We start from the raw sequence: 16,571 nt of genomic DNA, 5'->3' as shown, positions 1-16,571 counted from the left end.
TGCGAACAAATCAACTACTACTAATGAGGGGGGCTAGCGGATAGGCTTTTAGCAGGCTCCGATCAGCAAGACTGATCGGAGTTTAAGAGCGGGAACTATTACTGTTTTTCTTGCCAAGGTTCGGCCTTATCAGCCAACAACACTGGGATCCCGTCATTGATCGGATAAGCCAGCCTATCTGCCTTACAGATAAGCAGCTGTGCCTGTTTGTCATATTCCAGTCTGCCTTTACATACCGGGCAGGCTACGATTTCCAATAGTTTCTTATCAAACGCCATCAGACTGTCCTTTTTGGTTTGCCTTTTGTTTGTTTGCCATTGCCTCCCGTACTCGAGTCAGCAATTGGGCATCGAATTGGGGTGATAGCTTGGCATTGACGGCCAGATACCACCAGTGTTGTTTTGCAAATTCGCGACACTTGATCGCATCTTTTTCTGTCATCAGCACAGGCAGCTCATCACCAAGCGGTGCCAAAGCCTCTGGGCTGTAGGCTTGATGATCGGCAAAAACTTCTTGAGCTTCGAGCTTAAACCCCATCAGAGAGAGGGTTTCAAAAAAACGCTCCGGATTACCGATACCTGCCATGGCTTTGACCGCCATAGGCGCTGTAGGAGCCTGAGCCTGGTTTTCCCCAGCAACACTCAGCACAGCGCCGGGAATGAGCTGCATACCAAACTCTCTGACGGTATCACAGGCTTCGCCGTTGTGGATTACAAAATCAGCCTTTTCCAAACGCCAGGCTCCCTCTCTCAAAGGGCCCGCCGGCAGTAACATACCGTTGCCCAAGCGGCGCCTGGCATCAACAACCACCACTTCGATATCCCGCGCCAAGCGATAGTGCTGCAAACCGTCATCACTGATAATAATATCCACAGTGTTGGAAGTAAGCAGTAACTCGGCGGTGGCGATACGATCCACTCCCACGGCCATGGGCACTTGAGTACGGGCCACTATCATCGCCGGCTCATCACCAAAATCGCTTGGATTGGCCCCGGGAGGCACCAGCCTAGGTTCAGTTTGACCACTGCCATAACCACGGCTTATTACTCCGGGCCGATAGCCATAGTGCCTGAGCAGCTCAATCAAATAGATGACGGTTGGCGTCTTACCGCTGCCGCCAACGGTAATATTACCGACTATGATCACAGGTACAGGCAGAGTTTGCGAGGCCTTGAGGCCAAGTTTAAACCCCAGGCGTCTCAGGCCACTGAGCAAAGCAAACAGCCAGGAAAGCGGCCAAAGTAGCCACCTTGCCCAATGCTTGTGATACCAGATACGGTTAAGCAGAGCTTCCACTTAACCTCCGAATTGCATCTGGTACAGCTTGGCGTACGTCCCATCCTTTTCCAGCAGACTCTGGTGAGTGCCACGCTCGAGGATCTTGCCCTGATCGACCACTAATATCTGATCGGCACTTTCAATGGTCGACAGTCTGTGGGCAATCACAATCGAGGTGCGATTGCGGCGCAGGTTATCCAGCCCCTTCTGAATCGCCTTCTCGGATTCGGTATCCAGTGCCGAGGTTGCCTCATCAAGGATCAACACAGGGGCGTCTCTGAGGATGGCTCTGGCAATGGCGATCCGCTGGCGCTGACCACCAGACAGCATCACGCCGTTCTCACCTATCTCGGTATCCAGTCCTTGGGGCAAGGCTTCGATAAACTCCATCGCATAGGCTAATCTGGCGGCGTTTTCTATCTGTTCGCGGGTCGCCTCGCCTGGGTAGGCATAAGCGATATTGTTGGCTATGGTGTCGTTGAACAGGGTGACCTGCTGCGACACCAACGCAACCTGGCTACGCAAACACTTGAGTGAATAGTCGTAAATGCTGACATCATCCAGGGTGATCTCCCCCTGCTTGAGCCCGGTGTAGAAACGGGTTACCAGACTGGCGATGGTCGACTTACCCGAGCCTGAGCGGCCCACCAGCGCCAGTGTCTGCCCCTGACGCACTTCAAAGTCGATATTCTCAAGCGCCAGACGTTCCTGTCCCGGATAACCAAAGCTGACATTATCGAAACGCAGATTGCCTTCAACCCGCTCTACTGTGTGAGTGCCGCTATCGGATTCCCCGGGAGTATCCAGCAGCTCAAACACTGTGGTACAGGCGGCGATACCACGTTGAAACTCGGCGTTGACCCGGGTCAGGTTCTTGATGGGCTGTAACATGGCCAGCATAGCGCCCAGGATAGTGGCAAAGGTACCCGCCGTCAGTTCATCCTTCAGGCTGTCAAAACTGGCAGCATAGAGCACAAAGGCCAATGCAAAGGAGCCGATGATCATGATAAGCGGCTGGCTGATGGCCTGGGCCGCAGCCAATTTCATATTCTGATAACGGTTGTGATCGTTGACCTTGGCAAAGCGATCGGCCTCTGTCTTCTGACCACCAAAAGACAATACGTTCTTGTGGCCCTTGATCATCTGCTCGGTCACAGCAGTCACTGACCCCATGGCGCCCTGGATCTGCCGCGATACTTTACGGAAGCGGCGGCTGACAACGGCAATCACCACCCCGATGAAAGGACCAATGATCAGAATACACAGCGACAGTTTCCAGGAGTAATAGAACATCAATCCCAGCATGCCTATGACAGTAACGCTATCTCTCACCAAGGTGATCAGCGCACTGCCGGAGGCTCTGGCGATTTGCTCTGTGTCAAAGGTCACTTTGGAGATCAAGGAACCTGTGTTTTCCCTATCCATATAGCTGACCGGCAGCGACAGTATGTGTTCAAACACCTGCTGACGCATGTCCTGAATAAGCTTGGCGCTGATATAAGAGATGCCATAGGTAGAGACAAAGTTGGCCACCCCCCGAAGACTGAACAGCCCCACCACCACAAAGGGAGCCATGGTCAACACATCCGAGCTGGCATTAAACCCCTTGGAGGTACCCAGCTCGACGCCGGCAACGACCGAATTATTGGCAAACCCTTCATCGATAAAAGGTTTCACAAAAGCGATAAAAGTAGCGTCCACAACCCCATAGGTGATCAACGCCAGAATCGAGATGACAAATACCCCTTTGAGGGGCTTGAGGTAGGTCAGCAAACGTCTGAAAACTGTCCAGACTTCACGTTGTTGAGATGTGCTCATCAGCGAAACTATATTTATGACAAAGTCGCCATTCTACTCTGGATTCCCTGCCATACCAAACCCAAACAAGCGGTTATACCAAAATGGCGCCAGATCCTCGCGGTAACTGTGCACTGTGTAACCCTGGCCATCAAAGTGGAGACTCACCTGCCCCAGCTCCCCGGAAATCAAGGCTTGGGCGCCGATGGCCCGATACCTCAAGCGTATCTCCTCCTTGGGAAATCCCCAGCGATTGCCATGCCCGGCAGCAAACAACACCCACTCGGGGGCTATTTCGCCGATAAACTCCGGGTGAGATGAAGTACGGCTGCCATGATGGGGCGCCAGTAAAATATCACTCTCAAGTGAGCCTTTTCCATGCAATAAGGCGACCTCACCGGCCAATTCTATATCCCCCGGCAACAGCACCCTATGATGACCATCGAAGAGTTGCAGTACGCAGGAGCCGTTGTTGCCTGGCTCAGGCACTTTGGGGCCAAGAAAGTTAAGCTCTATCCCTTGCCAATCAAGCATCCCCGGACGGCAGCCCCTGTGCCAACGCTTTGAATGACGGCTCTGTAGCTCAGAAACATCGGTTATCAACCCTGCCTTGTCAAAGGCCTGCATCAGCACTTGAGTGCCACCGGCGTGGTCATTATCCCCATGGCTGATAATCAGGTAATCGAGTTTGGTCACACCTTTGGCACCAAGGAAAGGCACTATCACCCGCTCTGCGTAGCTGAAACGCTCGCCAAAGGCCGCACCTGTATCATAAAGCAAGGCATGTGGCCCCTTTTGTACCACCACAGCCAGCCCCTGGCCTACATCCAACATATGCATTTGCCAGCGCTTGGGTTTGAGCAGGCCAAGCCATAGCCCGAGCTGCAGTACAAAGGGTATTATCAGCAGCATCGCCACTCCCCGCCCCTTGGGCAACATACGCCAGCAAAGCCATGCCGGAAACAACAACAGCGCCGCGGCGCTGAGAGCCTGCGGCAACATGAGCCAGCCGCCGGGAAGCTGACTATTGAACTGCCATAATTTTTGTACCGGCCAGAGACTGAAAGACGCCAATTGCCAAGGCATGAGTGCCACTGCATCCATGCCGAGAGCTGAAAATATCGACCACAGCAGCAGTGCCAGCAGCGCCAGGGGGATCACCAGTAAACTGAACCAAGGCACCAGCAGCAAATTGAGCCACAAACTGTGAACCGTCACGGCGCCAAAGAGTACCGCCTGCAGTAGCGACAGCCCCAGACAAAGGCGCCACTGTATCGCCCAGAATGCCAGGGCCCAGCGCTTGAGCTTTGCTGGCCAGTGGGTCAGTACTTGCTCCTGATCCAGAGCCTTAGGATTATGAACTTGGTGATTAAGGCTCAACAGAATTAACGCCAGCGCCGAAAATGACAGCCAAAAGCCGCCACTGAGACTGGCCAAGGGATCAATCAAGAGCACACAGGCCAGTGCCCACAGCAGCCGCTCCCAGGCCGAGGCATAGCGCATCATTAAAGTCGATAACACCAACAAGCACAGCATCAACAAGGCTCTTTGGGTGGCAATGGCAAAACCTGCCAGATAGGCATAAAAGAGTGCCATCAGCAATGCCGCCAAAGATGCCAGTACCAAATTGCGCCGCCCATAGACGGGTGCCCAACGCTTGAGCGCTCCAAAACTCAGCAGATAACACCAGAAAGCGACCACCGAAAGATGCAACCCCGAAATCGCCACCAAGTGGGCATTGCCGGATTGGCGTAACTCTTGCCAGCGCGCCTCGGAAAAGAGTGACCGCTCACCCAAGGTCAGCGCCAGCAGCAAATCGCCGCCCTCGATTTCGGCCAATACTGGAGTTAACTCTGTGACCAAACGTGCCCGAAGCCCACTTGATGGCAACAGCCGCTCACCTGATATCACCTGGCCTCTGGCGGTTATCCGCTCACCAAGCAGATAGCGCTGACGATTGAAGCCGCCCTGATTGAGCACGGCGGCAAAGGATCTGGGTTTGACTTCAAACTGCCACACCTCACCCAATTGCGGCGACGGCAATGCATCCCCCTGCCAGCTCAAACGCCACATCGAGGCCAGGGGTGCCGACAGGGTTGCAGAATTATCATCAATTGGCCGAATATCCATGCGGATCCAGTCGCCGTTTGCAGAAACTAGTGATATGATTTCGCCCCGCAGTGTCTGAGTAACAGATGTTTCAGAGCTGGAGGATGAGTCAGTAAGGCTTTTAATATCAATGACTAACTGACAGTAAACACTGACCCACAGCACGCCGCCCAAAGCACCATAGAGCAAAGCACTTCCCTTGGGGATCCAGCTCCCGCTCCAGACTCTGAGGCACAAAACCAGCAGCACTGCAATAATTGGCAATGAGAATAAGGGCGGTATCCAGGGCCAAAGCATGGCCGAAAGTACGGCGATGCCAAAGCCCGATAAGCATTGATTCATCATTGAGTAATTTAAGACAGCAATCTGAGCCTATGCCAAAAAAGATCATTCAGAGATTCATGCCCGATCCGGAGAAACTGAGGAATCATAAACACCTCAAGATCTTCGGCAGCCTGCTGAACAAACCCAATCTTTGGGCACTGAATCGCCGCTCTGCCCCCGGCGCCTTCGCCATAGGCCTGTTTGTTGCCTGGATGCCAATGCCGTTTCAAATGGTGTTGGCGGCGGCGCTGGCGATCTACTTTCATGTCAACCTGCCGGTGTCAGTCGCTCTGGTTTGGATTACTAACCCAGTAACCATGCCGGCCATGTTTTATCTGGCTTATTTGATAGGTGCCAAGCTGCTCAATCACCCGCCGCAGCAGTTTGTCTTCGAAGCCAGTTGGGCCTGGATAGAATCCTCCATCAGCACCATAGGCCCACCTTTCCTGTTCGGTTGTTTGGTGTTGGGTGTGGTCAGTGCCCTGACGGGATATTTTGTGATCAAGAGTGCCTGGCAGTACTCCATCTATCTGCAGTGGCAAAAACGACGTAAATAACTGCTGCTGGCAGTAACGTCACTGGAGCGGCACAATTCAGGGATACTTCAGGAGTACTTCAGGGATACATAGTCTTAGCGCTGACCAAATTTGGCAACCCAAAGCGCATTCAACCAACAAATAGCAAGAACCCGGCGATGGCCGGGTTCTTGCTATTTAGGATCTGCCTGTCGCTTATCAACGCCCGGCCAGGGCGGTTGCCGGGGCAATTCGACTGGCCCTGAACGCCGGATACAAGGTAGCCAGCAGACTCATCAGCAGCGCCATAGCCACCACGGCCAACACATCGGTGAGCTCAAGCCTGGATGGCAAGAAATCGATAAAATAGATATCCCCCGAGAGCAACTTATGCCCGGTCAACTGCTCAATCCCCTTGGCGATAGCCGAAAGATTCTTGGCCAGCAATACCCCCAGCAAGGTTCCTATGGCGCAGCCCAGCACACCATTGAGCGCGCCCTGAACAATAAACACCAGCATCACGGCGCCGCGCTTAAGTCCCATGGTCATCAAGATGGCGATTTCCGAAGCCTTGTCACGCACCGCCATCACCAGGGTGGAGACTATGTTGAAACAGGCCACACCTATTACCAATGCCAGCACCAGATACATGACGGCGCGCACCAGCTGAATGTCCTGATAGAGATGCCCCTGGGTGCGGGTCCAGTCATTGAGATACAAAGTCTGGCTCTGGGCATAACCCAGCTCGCGAATCAACCGCGGCGCTTCAAATACCCGCTCAACCTTGATTCTCACCCCGGTCACCTCGTCTGCAAGCCCAAGCAGGCGCTGGGCATAGGCCATGGGCACATAAGCCGTGGTGTATTCAAGCTCGCCGCCGAGACGAAAACTGCCGCTTATCAACAGTGAATGACTGCGGACCTGCGCCAGTTGACCACTACCCTGGCCATGGGGTGATGGCAGATAGAGGGTCAGGCGATCACCCACCTTAAGTCCCAGTTTGTCCAGCATCCCCTGGCCCAGCACGATATGATTGCTGTCGCCCTCAAGGCTCTGCCAGCTTTCCTGTGTCAGATACTGACTCAGGGTCGAAACCCGCGCTTCGGCCTCGGGGTTAACCCCCACCACAGACAAACCGACAAAACCGCCCGGCTTTTGCACCAAGCCCTGCATACGTACCAGAGGAGCGGCGGCGCTGATGCCGTCGATTTGCTCGGCGTCCGACACTATCTGACGCCAGTCATGAATAGGTTCGCGGACCTGGCTCAACTCCCCCTGGGGCACAACCCCGAGCAGGCGCTGCTCCAGTTCGCGCTCAAAGCCATTCATCGCCGATAGCACCAGAATAAGCACGGCAACCCCGAGGGCGATACCTGCGGTGGAAGCAAAAGAGATAAAACTGATAAAACTGCTGCTCTGGCGGGCACGGTAAAAGCGCCAGCCGATGACCAGGGGCAGCAAGGCGGGATGCGCCGTCATTGGCCCGCCTCCGGCGCCGACAAACGACCATCGACCATCTGCAGCTGCCTATCCATCCTGGCCGCCAATTGATGATCATGGGTTACCACCACAAAAGCCGTGCCCAGTTGCGAGGCCAGCTCGCGGATAAGCTCATAGACAGCCTCGCCGCTGTGGGCATCCAGGTTACCCGTAGGTTCATCGGCAAGTACCACCTTGGGGTTGTTTATCAAGGCTCTGGCAATGGCCACCCGCTGACGCTCACCACCGGAAAGTTCCGCCGGGGTGTGATCCAATCTATGTCCCAGCCCCACTCTTTCGAGCAAGGCCCTGGCCTGCGCTCGCACTTCCGCCTTGGGGCGACCGGCAATCAGCCCCGGCATGGCCACATTTTCCAGGGCGTTGAATTCGGGTAACAGATGATGAAACTGGTAGATAAAGCCCATCGCCTGATTGCGCAGCTGTGCCTGGCGGGAGGCCGAGGCCTTATATAAGTCCTCGCCTTCGAGCAACACCTGACCGGCAGAGGGCTTATCCAGGGTGCCAAGAATATGCAGCAAGGTACTCTTGCCCGAGCCCGAACTGCCGACAATCGCCAACTGCTCCCCCGGATACACCTTGAGGTCGACCTGCTCGAGCACCTTGGTGCTGAGCTTGCCTTCCTGATAACTCTTGCTGACGGCTTTGGCTTCAAGGAGCGCGGCTTGTTGCATGGTATTGATTCTCTTATTCATATCTAAGTGCAGTCGCAGGTTCTACCCGGGCGGCCCGAATGGCCGGGTACAAGGTGGCGGCCAGAGTCATCAGCAGAGTGCCGATGGCGATAAGCACCAGTTGCTGTGGTTCCAGCTGCACGGGTAACCTCTGCCCGGCGCCCAATACAGCAATCCCCAGGGTCGACAGCAGCGGATTGATGTTGAGGGTGGCCACTATGCCAACCCCGAGGCCCAGCGCCAGGCCTATCAGAGCGTTGAGGGAGCCCTGGGAGATAAAAATGGTCATGATATCCAGCCTGCCCAGCCCCTGGGTCTTGAGCACTGCGACATCGGCAGTTTTATCCACCACCATCATCACCAGCGCCGAGACAATATTGAAGGCTGCCACTGCGACAATCAGGCTTAACATCAAAGACATCATGTTCTTTTCCATCTTCACCGCGGCGAAGAGATGGCCATAACTGTCACGCCAGTCGCTGACGCTCACCTCAACGCCCTTAGCTTCGAACAAATGTTCAACCTTGGGCGTCAGCGCCGGGGCGCTGAAGGGGTCGCTCAGAAACAGCCTGAGATCCTGAATTTGCTTTGGCGACTGACGCATCAAACGGCGGGCATCTTCATAGTGCAGAAAAGCCACTCCGGCATCGACCTGAGAACCCATCTCAAAAATACCCGCCACTTCAAAAATTCGCTGGCTGGGAACCGGCCCAAGCGGCGAGTACACCACACCATCACCGCTGAGCAGGCGCAGCTTGTCTCCGGTGGCAACATTAAGCCGCCGTGCCAGCTCTGAGCCCAACAACACCCGGTAGCTGCCGCTGCTGAGCGAATCGAAGGCATCCAGATAAGCATGTTTGGCTACAACCGAGAGATTTTTTTCGGCCTCGGGGTAGATGCCATAGAGCTGCACCGCACTGATATTATCGGCCGACTGGGCCATCGCCTGGGTGGTCGCAGAGGGCGCCAGCCCAAGCACGCCGGGCAATTGCTGTAAATCACCTTTAAAGCTTTGCCAGTCATCAAAAGAGTGGTCTGTATGTACTGTCAGTTGTGGAATGGCCCCCAGGATACGGGTCTTGAGCTGGCCTTCCAGGCCGTTCATCACAGAGCTGACAATAATCAATGCTGCCACCCCGAGAAAAATTCCGCTGACGGCGAAGAAGGTAATAAAGGAAGCAAAAGCGTTGGCCTTGCGGGCACGCCAGTAACGATAACCTATGTAAAATGAGAGTCCCGGATTCATGAGAGGGATAGCATGTCCTGTGCGCTGCGCTTGCTAAATCAATGAAGTGGGCACGATAATAGGTGGATTGACCGGGTAAATACAAGAGGCGGGACCTTGTTTCCTGAATCCAATCCATACTTCAGCGTGCCCCACGCCTTCGATGTCTATCTCAGCCTCTGGCCCAAGGACACTCCCTTGCCGACCGAGAGCCAACTGTTGGCGATGCAATCCACCGGCTTGAAACTGATGAGCGAGGTCAAGGCGTTGGAAGCCGGCTGTTTGTTGCAGCTCAGGCAACTCGGCGATGAGGGCCGGGCGATAGTCGACTACCTCAAACTCCAGTCCCGTAAGATAGATCTGGTGTTACAGCACGTATTGGAGCAGGAGAGCCGCGAAGGCCAACACTGCCCCGGAGTGCAATTTGGCGGCAGCGGCGTGCGGGTGCAGTTACCCCAGGCACTGGACACCGGTACATTTTGCAAGCTGACCCTGTTTATTCGCGATGAAATCCTGTCCTTGCAGTGTATCGCCTCGGTGCGGGAATGCCGCGCCGACCCAGGCCATGAAGGCCAGTTTCTGGCCGATCTCGACTATCGGGTGATCCAGGATGCCGATATCGAACTCTTGGTCAAGGCCAGTCTCAGCGTGCAACAAAAGCAGCTCAAAAGGCGTAAGGCCAGTCAGGATCCCAACTGGCATGAGCCATCCTAAATCTCTACAATGGTGCGTAATCCATTCAGAATGAATCTGTTATCACATCTTCAATGAATAAGTTTTCTGTACTGGCGCCTGCGGGTGCCCCAAAGGCCGGCGAGATCCGCCATCTTGGTCTCGGCGAAGGCGTGGAGCGCGCGCTGACCTTGGCCAACCTCGCCCGCCAACATCAAGGTGTCAGCCTGTTGGTAACAGCGGATACGCCAACCGCCCTGACACTGGAAGCCGAACTCAAATACCTTTTGGGTGATACCCTGCCCGTGTGGTTGTTTCCCGATCGGGAGACCCTGCCCTACGACAGCTTTTCGCCGCATCAGGATCTGATCTCCCAGCGGCTGGAAACCCTGTCAAGGTTGCCGAGTGCCAAGCGCGCCCTGGTAATAGTGCCTATCAACACCCTGATGGTGCGACTGCCGCCCAAGTCTTTCCTGTCGGCCAATGTGATGTTGCTGAATAAGGGCGACAACTACAGCCTGCAACAGATGCGCGAGCACTTGGTCAGCGCCGGTTATCATCTGGTCGGCCAGGTTTATGAACATGGCGAATTTGCCATTCGCGGCTCGATTCTGGATATCTTTCCCATGGGCTCAGCCGAGCCGCTGCGAATTGAACTGTTCGATGATGAAGTGGAATCGATTCGCCATTTCGATCCTGAAACCCAACTATCCAAGGAACCCCTGTCGCAGATACGAATGCTGCCGGCCAAGGAGTTCCCCACAGATGAACGGGCCATAGAAGGCTTCCGCCAGCGTTATCGGCGCTATTTTGAAGTATTGGTTAAAGAGCCCGAGTCCATCTATCAGCAGGTGAGCCGCCATTTGATGCCCGCCGGTATCGAAAACTACCTGCCCTTGTTCTTTGATGAAACCGCGACCCTATTCGACTATTTTGCCGGCGATGTGCAACTGCTGACGCTGGGCGACCTGCAGCAGGCCGCCGACACCCACCTGACTCAGGTGCGCAATCGCTATGAAGACAGGCGGGTCGATCCGCTGCGGCCCTTGCTGGCCCCGGCAGACCTATATCTGTTGACCGAGCAGCTGTTTGCCGCCTTCAAGCGCTGGCCAAGACTGCAACTGAGCCAGGTGGATGCCCAAAAACAGCAGCAATTGGCTGCAGTAAGCGCGCTGCCGGATATCTCGGTCAACCATAAGCTGAAGCAGCCCTTGCAGGCATTGGCCGACTATATCGCCTCGGCGGGCAGAGTCCTGCTCAGCGCCGAATCCGAAGGCCGCCGCGAGGCGCTGATGGAGCTGCTGGCCAAGATAGAGTTGCGCCCGGTACTGTTCCCGCATCTCAAGGCGTTTATCGACTCGGATGCACAGCTGGGGTTAATCGTCTCGCCCCTTGCCAAGGGCTGCATACTCAATGAGCCCAAGCTCAGCATTATTTGCGAGACCGAGCTCTTCGGTCAGCGGATCTCCCAGCAGAGGCGGCGGGAAAAACAGCGCCAGATCAGCAGCGATGCCCTGATTAAAAACCTCGCCGAGCTCAAGGTCGGCCAACCCATAGTGCACCTGGAGCACGGGGTCGCCCTCTATCAGGGGCTGGAAACCCTGGATACCGGCGGCGTGGTGGCCGAATACCTCAAGCTGGAATACGCCGGTGGCGACAAACTCTATGTGCCTGTGTCGTCACTCCACCTCATCAGCCGCTACGCCGTGGCGCCGGATGAATCCCCCAACCTCAACAAGTTGGGCAACGAAAGCTGGGCCAAGGCCAAGAAGAAGGCGATTGAGCGCATTCGCGATGTGGCCGCCGAGCTGCTGGATGTTTACGCCCGCCGTCAGGCCCGCCCCGGCGAGGCCTGTGAACTGGATGAGGCCGAATACGCCCTGTTCGCCCAGGGTTTCCCGTTCGAAGAGACTGTGGATCAGGAAACCTCCATCGCCGCCGTTCTCGCCGATATGCAGTCACCGGTGGCTATGGACCGTCTGATCTGTGGTGACGTGGGCTTTGGCAAGACAGAAGTGGCCATGCGCGCCGCCTTTGTTGCCGTCAACGCCGGCAAGCAAGTGGTGGTGTTGGTGCCCACGACTCTGCTGGCTCAGCAGCACTATGAAAACTTCAAGGACAGGTTCGCCGACTGGCCGGTGCAGATTGAAGTCATGTCCCGTTTTCGCACCGCCAAAGAGCAGCAACAGGTGATTGCCGACCTGGCAAACGGCAAGGTGGATATTGTTATCGGCACCCATAAGCTGCTCAACAGCGAGGTAAAATTTGACGCCCTCGGCCTGCTTATCATAGATGAGGAGCACAGGTTCGGGGTACGGCAGAAAGAGAAGATCAAGGCGCTCAGGGCCAATGTGGACATTCTCACCCTGACGGCGACCCCAATTCCCCGCACCCTGAATATGGCCATGTCCGGCATGCGGGATCTGTCGATTATCGCCACCCCGCCGGCCAAACGCCTGGCAGTGAAAACTTTTGTGCGCGAATACGACAAGGCCAGTGTCCGTGAGGCCATAGAGCGGGAGATCCTCCGTGGCGGCCAGGTCTATTACCTGCACAACAATGTGGAGAGCATAGAGAAACGCGCCGAGGAGCTACGCGAGCTGTTGCCCGATGCCAGAGTGGTAGTGGCCCACGGCCAGATGCGCGAGCGCGAGCTGGAGCGGGTAATGTCAGATTTTTACCACAGACGCTACAACGTGTTGGTGTGCACCACCATTATTGAAACCGGTATTGATGTACCGAGCGCCAACACCATCATCATAGAGCGGGCCGACACCTTCGGATTGGCGCAGCTGCATCAGCTCAGGGGCCGGGTTGGCCGCTCCCATCACCAGGCCTATGCCTATCTGATGACCCCGCATCCGAAACGCATGACCTCAGATGCCCGCAAGCGTTTGGAAGCGATTGACGCTCTGGAAGATCTTGGCGCCGGCTTTATGCTGGCGACTCAGGATCTGGAGATCCGCGGCGCCGGAGAATTGCTGGGGGATGAGCAGAGCGGCCATATCTCCAAGATAGGCTTCAGCCTCTATATGGAGATGCTGGAGTCGGCGGTCAAGGCGCTGAAACAGGGTAAGGAACCATCCCTGGCGCAGATGCTCAACCAGCAGTGCGAAATCGAGCTGAGGATCCCGGCGCTGTTGCCGGAAGACTATGTGGGCGATGTCAATATTCGCCTATCGCTCTACAAACGGATAGCCAACTGCACTACGGAAGCGGCACTGGATGAGCTCAAGGTGGAACTGATTGACCGTTTCGGTTTGTTGCCTGAAGCCACCCGTAACCTGATGCAACTGACACTGTACAAGCATCAGGCCACTGCGCTCGGGCTGAAGAAACTCGATTTTCACGCCCGCGGCGGCAGTGTCGAGTTCGGTGACGATCATATTATCGATCCCGGCTTTATCATCGGCCTGTTGCAATCCCAGCCACAAATCTATCGAATGGATGGACCGAATAAGTTAAAGTTCACCCTGGCGGCCGAAAGCAGTAAAGAACGCCTGGAGATGGTGGGTCTACTGCTGCAACAACTGGCACAACACACTGTGGGAGAAAAATAGTGTATCGAAATATGCTGGCAACCCTGGCTCTGGGGCTGACACTTTCGCCTGTATTGCAGGCGGCACAATACCCTTGGTACGAAGTCGAGGTATACCTGTTTGAGCGCCCCGGGCCAAGCACGGAAAAGTGGCCGGATACGCCGCTGGAGCTCAAACTGAACAAGACCATAGACTTGATCACTCCCCAGGTCGCCACCGAAATCAGCTCAGGCAGCATGGCTGGGGGAGACTGTGACCCGCAATGGCAATCTCAATCCGCAGACAACGCAGCAGATAAGGCTCTCAATAACGATGCCTCCGGCTCACAGCACGGCCGCCCCCTTCAGGCAGGCCAAGTGATATCTCTGGCCCAGGCCGATAACACGACTCAAGCGGATGCCACCGCTTTGCCTTGCCAACAGCGGCAAGCGGAAATCCGTATGCCCAAGCAGTTGCCTGTGAATATCAGCCCCAGAGACAGCAGCACAGCCGCCCAACCCGGCGCCCTGCTGCTCAGTGAAAGTCGGGCCCAATTTGGCGGTGTTATCAATGCCCTCAAGCGGCAACGCGGTTTGAAAGGGCTTTTGCATCTCACCTGGCAGCAACAGATGAAACCCCGCCACAGAGCCGAGGCACTGCATCTCTTCGGTGGCCGTAACTTTGGCTCGGACTTCAAGCTTTCAGGCTTGCCCCAGAGCCAGTTGGACACGGCTTCGAACTCATCTTTGAATGGTTTATCAGAAGACTTATCTGAAGAAAAACTGCCTGAGCAAGCATTGGACAATGGCCTGAGTGAACCAACTCAAATGGGCAGTGAGGAATATACGGCGCTTGGAAGCTTGATGGTGCCGCAAACGCCCAAGGCGGTGTGGGAGTTGGATGGGCTTTTAAATATCTATCTCAGCCATTATCTCTATGTGGAAACCCGCTTTAATTTGAGGGAGGCCGGTTTTAAATCTCTGGCCACCCAGGAAGGTGAGCCTGAACTGCAAACCCCCTTTCTTTACAGCATTCCCATGGAGCAAAATCGCCGTATTCGCAGCGGGGAAATACACTACTTCGATCATCCCAGAATGGGGATGATCCTACAGGTAAGGCGTATGGCTCAGCCGGGCAGCCAAACTCAAGCTGAAAGTAGCGAAAAGCTCTGATCAGTGGCTGATAGAGAAGTCGAGGTAGATCTCATCTGCCTCGTCTTCCTCAACATAGACACTGTCGACCCGCGCCTGAGGTGGCCCCTGTTCGCACCAGGTTATTAAGTGATCGACTGCCGGATAAGCCCCCTGCGCCAACACTTCTACCGAACCATCTTCTTTGTTGCGCACATAACCAGTCACCCCCAGTGACTGAGCCTTTTGCTGGGTAAAGCGTCTGAAACAGACTCCCTGCACCTTGCCTTTCACAGTCAGCAGCACCCGCTTCATGGGCGTCTCCTTGTGGCTTCATTATCTTGCTACGCTTATAAATCAAGCAGTTGATTAACAAAAAAGCAAAAAAAACAGCTAACAAAAGAGTGTTAGCTGCATCGGGCGACATACGCAAAATGTCCGGTAATTTTGCAACCACAAAGCGTAACACTTTGTATCAAAATCACCATAAAAGGTAACTTTACACAGCTACAGGCCCGATGCAACCAGCGCAACATACAGAACAACAACCCGAAACCCCTCTCGTGACATTGAGAAGTGGCCCCCAATTTTCGGACATGACTTTAAGTGGTCGATCTGTTTTGATAGTACCCAACAATACAGGGACAGATTATGACTAGAAAACGTAGAAACCACTCTCCTGAGTTTAAAGCTAAGGTGGCTCTCGATGCCGCTAAAGGCGATAAAACCGTCGCTGAGCTAGCTCAGAAATATAACCTGCACGCTAACCAGATCTCAACATGGAAAAAGGAGCTGCTTGAAAACGCAGCCATGATTTTTGCCACCGAAAATCACTCAGGAAAAGAGAGTTCCGAAGAAGTGGACAAACTTCACGCCAAGATCGGTCAATTGACCATGGAAAATGATTTTTTGGCCAAAGTGCTCGGTCGTTAGACCGAGCCCAGCGAAAGAGTTCGCTGGTTAAATCCACCCCATTGCCGATAAAGCGCCAATGTGAGCTGCTCAATATTGCTCGCTCTACCGCTTACTATCAACCCATCGGACTCTCTGCTGAGGAGATCACGTTACGACGAATGATTGACGAAATTCATCTGCAGTATCCGTTTATGGGCAGTCGGCGCATTCGAACTGAGCTGGCTAAAAATGGCCATAGCGTTAATCGTAAGCGTGTTGTTCGACTCATGCGCGATATGGGGATTGGGGCGATTTACCCCAAGCCCAAAACGACGCTGGCGAACAAAGCACACAAGGTGTATCCCTACCTGTTGCGTGATATCGAAGTCACTTACCCAAACCAAGCTTGGGCGATTGATATCACATATATCCCAATGGCGAAGGGGTTCCTGTACCTCGTTGCGATTATCGACTGGTATAGCCGCAAAGTGCTGGCTTGGCGACTATCCAACACCATGGACACGAGTTTTTGTATCGAAGCGCTTGAGGAAGCGCTGAAGCATTATGGGCCACCTGATATCTTTAACTCAGATCAAGGCAGCCAGTTTACCAGCACAGAGTTCACACAGAAGTTAATTGAGCATAACGTACGTATAAGCATGGATGGGAAAGGCCGCTGGGTTGACAATGTTTTCATTGAGCGATTATGGCGAAGCCTGAAATATGAGGAGGTTTACTTAAAGGCTTATACCACGCCCCGTGAAGCCGAGCTTGAAATCGGCAACTACATGGTGTTTTATAATGAAGAGCGTAACCATCAAGGACTCAATAACCTCACTCCTGATGAGGCCTACTTCGGTAGGCAAAGATACGCAGCATGAGCTGGGTCAACCACTTAAGAAATGAGCTTATGTGTCCAACCGTTGGGGACCACTTCT

The 16,571-nt window shown here is 54.5% G+C and carries 13 protein-coding genes; 5 read left to right on the top strand and 8 right to left on the bottom strand.

The window, feature by feature from the left end; translation table 11 throughout:
* Positions 1 to 98 precede the first annotated feature (98 nt).
* From ACMHXH_RS18470 to ACMHXH_RS18455, 4 genes are read right to left on the bottom strand one after another with little or no spacing between them, the layout of a single operon-like run.
* Complete coding sequence (locus ACMHXH_RS18470) at positions 99 to 278, bottom strand: Trm112 family protein (RefSeq protein WP_101056684.1); 180 nt, start codon at positions 276 to 278, stop codon at positions 99 to 101.
* Positions 268 to 1,296, bottom strand: coding sequence for a tetraacyldisaccharide 4'-kinase (gene lpxK, locus ACMHXH_RS18465; RefSeq protein ID WP_101056685.1), 1,029 nt, complete (start codon positions 1,294 to 1,296; stop codon positions 268 to 270). The genes ACMHXH_RS18470 and lpxK overlap by 11 nt, the downstream gene beginning before the upstream one ends.
* Positions 1,297 to 3,096 (bottom strand): lipid A export permease/ATP-binding protein MsbA, encoded by a 1,800-nt coding sequence (gene msbA / locus ACMHXH_RS18460; protein ID WP_101056686.1) that lies wholly within the window; start codon positions 3,094 to 3,096, stop codon positions 1,297 to 1,299. It lies immediately after the preceding gene.
* 33 nt (positions 3,097 to 3,129) lie between these two features.
* Positions 3,130 to 5,481, bottom strand: coding sequence for a DNA internalization-related competence protein ComEC/Rec2 (locus ACMHXH_RS18455; protein WP_413738460.1), 2,352 nt, complete (start codon positions 5,479 to 5,481; stop codon positions 3,130 to 3,132).
* 77 nt (positions 5,482 to 5,558) lie between these two features.
* Between ACMHXH_RS18455 and ACMHXH_RS18450 the strand changes: the two genes are divergently transcribed.
* Entirely contained in the window at positions 5,559 to 6,065 is a 507-nt protein-coding gene (locus ACMHXH_RS18450) for a DUF2062 domain-containing protein (protein WP_039035101.1), read from the top strand.
* A gap of 177 nt (positions 6,066 to 6,242) precedes the next feature.
* On the opposite strand, the gene lolE is transcribed toward ACMHXH_RS18450, so the two are convergent.
* Genes lolE through ACMHXH_RS18435 form a run of 3 tightly spaced genes read right to left on the bottom strand, consistent with a single transcriptional unit; the run spans position 6,243 to position 9,440 of the window.
* Positions 6,243 to 7,502 (bottom strand): lipoprotein-releasing ABC transporter permease subunit LolE, encoded by a 1,260-nt coding sequence (gene lolE / locus ACMHXH_RS18445; protein WP_413738450.1) that lies wholly within the window; start codon positions 7,500 to 7,502, stop codon positions 6,243 to 6,245.
* Complete coding sequence (lolD, locus tag ACMHXH_RS18440) at positions 7,499 to 8,215, bottom strand: lipoprotein-releasing ABC transporter ATP-binding protein LolD (RefSeq protein ID WP_101056689.1); 717 nt, start codon at positions 8,213 to 8,215, stop codon at positions 7,499 to 7,501. The genes lolE and lolD overlap by 4 nt, the downstream gene beginning before the upstream one ends.
* Positions 8,208 to 9,440 (bottom strand): lipoprotein-releasing ABC transporter permease subunit, encoded by a 1,233-nt coding sequence (locus tag ACMHXH_RS18435; protein WP_101095808.1) that lies wholly within the window; start codon positions 9,438 to 9,440, stop codon positions 8,208 to 8,210. Before ACMHXH_RS18435 ends, lolD begins: the two co-directional genes overlap by 8 nt.
* Before the next feature lie 96 nt (positions 9,441 to 9,536).
* On the opposite strand from ACMHXH_RS18435, the gene ACMHXH_RS18430 reads away from it, so the two are divergent.
* Genes ACMHXH_RS18430 through ACMHXH_RS18420 form a run of 3 tightly spaced genes read left to right on the top strand, consistent with a single transcriptional unit; the run spans position 9,537 to position 14,781 of the window.
* Complete coding sequence (locus ACMHXH_RS18430) at positions 9,537 to 10,133, top strand: hypothetical protein (RefSeq protein WP_413738448.1); 597 nt, start codon at positions 9,537 to 9,539, stop codon at positions 10,131 to 10,133.
* A gap of 53 nt (positions 10,134 to 10,186) precedes the next feature.
* On the top strand, positions 10,187 to 13,651 hold the full coding sequence (mfd, locus tag ACMHXH_RS18425) for a transcription-repair coupling factor (RefSeq protein WP_413738446.1): 3,465 nt from the start codon (positions 10,187 to 10,189) through the stop codon (positions 13,649 to 13,651).
* Entirely contained in the window at positions 13,651 to 14,781 is a 1,131-nt protein-coding gene (locus ACMHXH_RS18420; RefSeq protein WP_413738444.1) for a CsiV family protein, read from the top strand. Before mfd ends, ACMHXH_RS18420 begins: the two co-directional genes overlap by 1 nt.
* Here ACMHXH_RS18420 and ACMHXH_RS18415 read toward each other — a convergent pair whose 3' ends face one another.
* Positions 14,782 to 15,054, bottom strand: a complete 273-nt coding sequence (locus ACMHXH_RS18415) for an acylphosphatase (protein WP_101056694.1) — start codon at positions 15,052 to 15,054, stop codon at positions 14,782 to 14,784.
* A 336-nt stretch (positions 15,055 to 15,390) separates the two neighbouring features.
* Between ACMHXH_RS18415 and ACMHXH_RS18410 the strand changes: the two genes are divergently transcribed.
* A protein-coding gene (locus ACMHXH_RS18410; RefSeq protein ID WP_114139936.1) for an IS3-like element ISVpa4 family transposase occupies positions 15,391 to 16,514 on the top strand; the annotation gives its coding sequence in 2 pieces (ribosomal slippage) (positions 15,391 to 15,643 and positions 15,643 to 16,514; 1,125 coding nt in all).
* The last annotated feature ends 57 nt before the right edge of the window (positions 16,515 to 16,571 follow it).

The sequence above is a fragment of the Shewanella sp. BJSY2023SW001 genome, from assembly GCF_047314685.1.
GTDB classification, from domain to species: Bacteria; Pseudomonadota; Gammaproteobacteria; order Enterobacterales; family Shewanellaceae; genus Shewanella; species Shewanella indica.
The sequence above is the reverse complement of the archived record's forward strand: the minus strand, read 5'-3'. Positions and strand labels throughout refer to the sequence as shown.

Excerpts from the sequence above, each read along its gene's own strand:
- ACMHXH_RS18455 (WP_413738460.1), bottom strand. The coding sequence starts at position 5,481 with ATGCTTTGGCCCTGGATACCGCCCTTATTCTCATTGCCAATTATTGCA.
- lolD (WP_101056689.1), bottom strand. The coding sequence starts at position 8,215 with ATGAATAAGAGAATCAATACCATGCAACAAGCCGCGCTCCTTGAAGCC.
- mfd (WP_413738446.1), top strand. The coding sequence starts at position 10,187 with ATGAATAAGTTTTCTGTACTGGCGCCTGCGGGTGCCCCAAAGGCCGGC.
- ACMHXH_RS18470 (WP_101056684.1), bottom strand. The coding sequence starts at position 278 with ATGGCGTTTGATAAGAAACTATTGGAAATCGTAGCCTGCCCGGTATGT.
- ACMHXH_RS18415 (WP_101056694.1), bottom strand. The coding sequence starts at position 15,054 with ATGAAGCGGGTGCTGCTGACTGTGAAAGGCAAGGTGCAGGGAGTCTGT.
- ACMHXH_RS18435 (WP_101095808.1), bottom strand. The coding sequence starts at position 9,440 with ATGAATCCGGGACTCTCATTTTACATAGGTTATCGTTACTGGCGTGCC.
- lolE (WP_413738450.1), bottom strand. The coding sequence starts at position 7,502 with ATGACGGCGCATCCCGCCTTGCTGCCCCTGGTCATCGGCTGGCGCTTT.
- msbA (WP_101056686.1), bottom strand. The coding sequence starts at position 3,096 with ATGAGCACATCTCAACAACGTGAAGTCTGGACAGTTTTCAGACGTTTG.
- ACMHXH_RS18450 (WP_039035101.1), top strand. The coding sequence starts at position 5,559 with ATGCCAAAAAAGATCATTCAGAGATTCATGCCCGATCCGGAGAAACTG.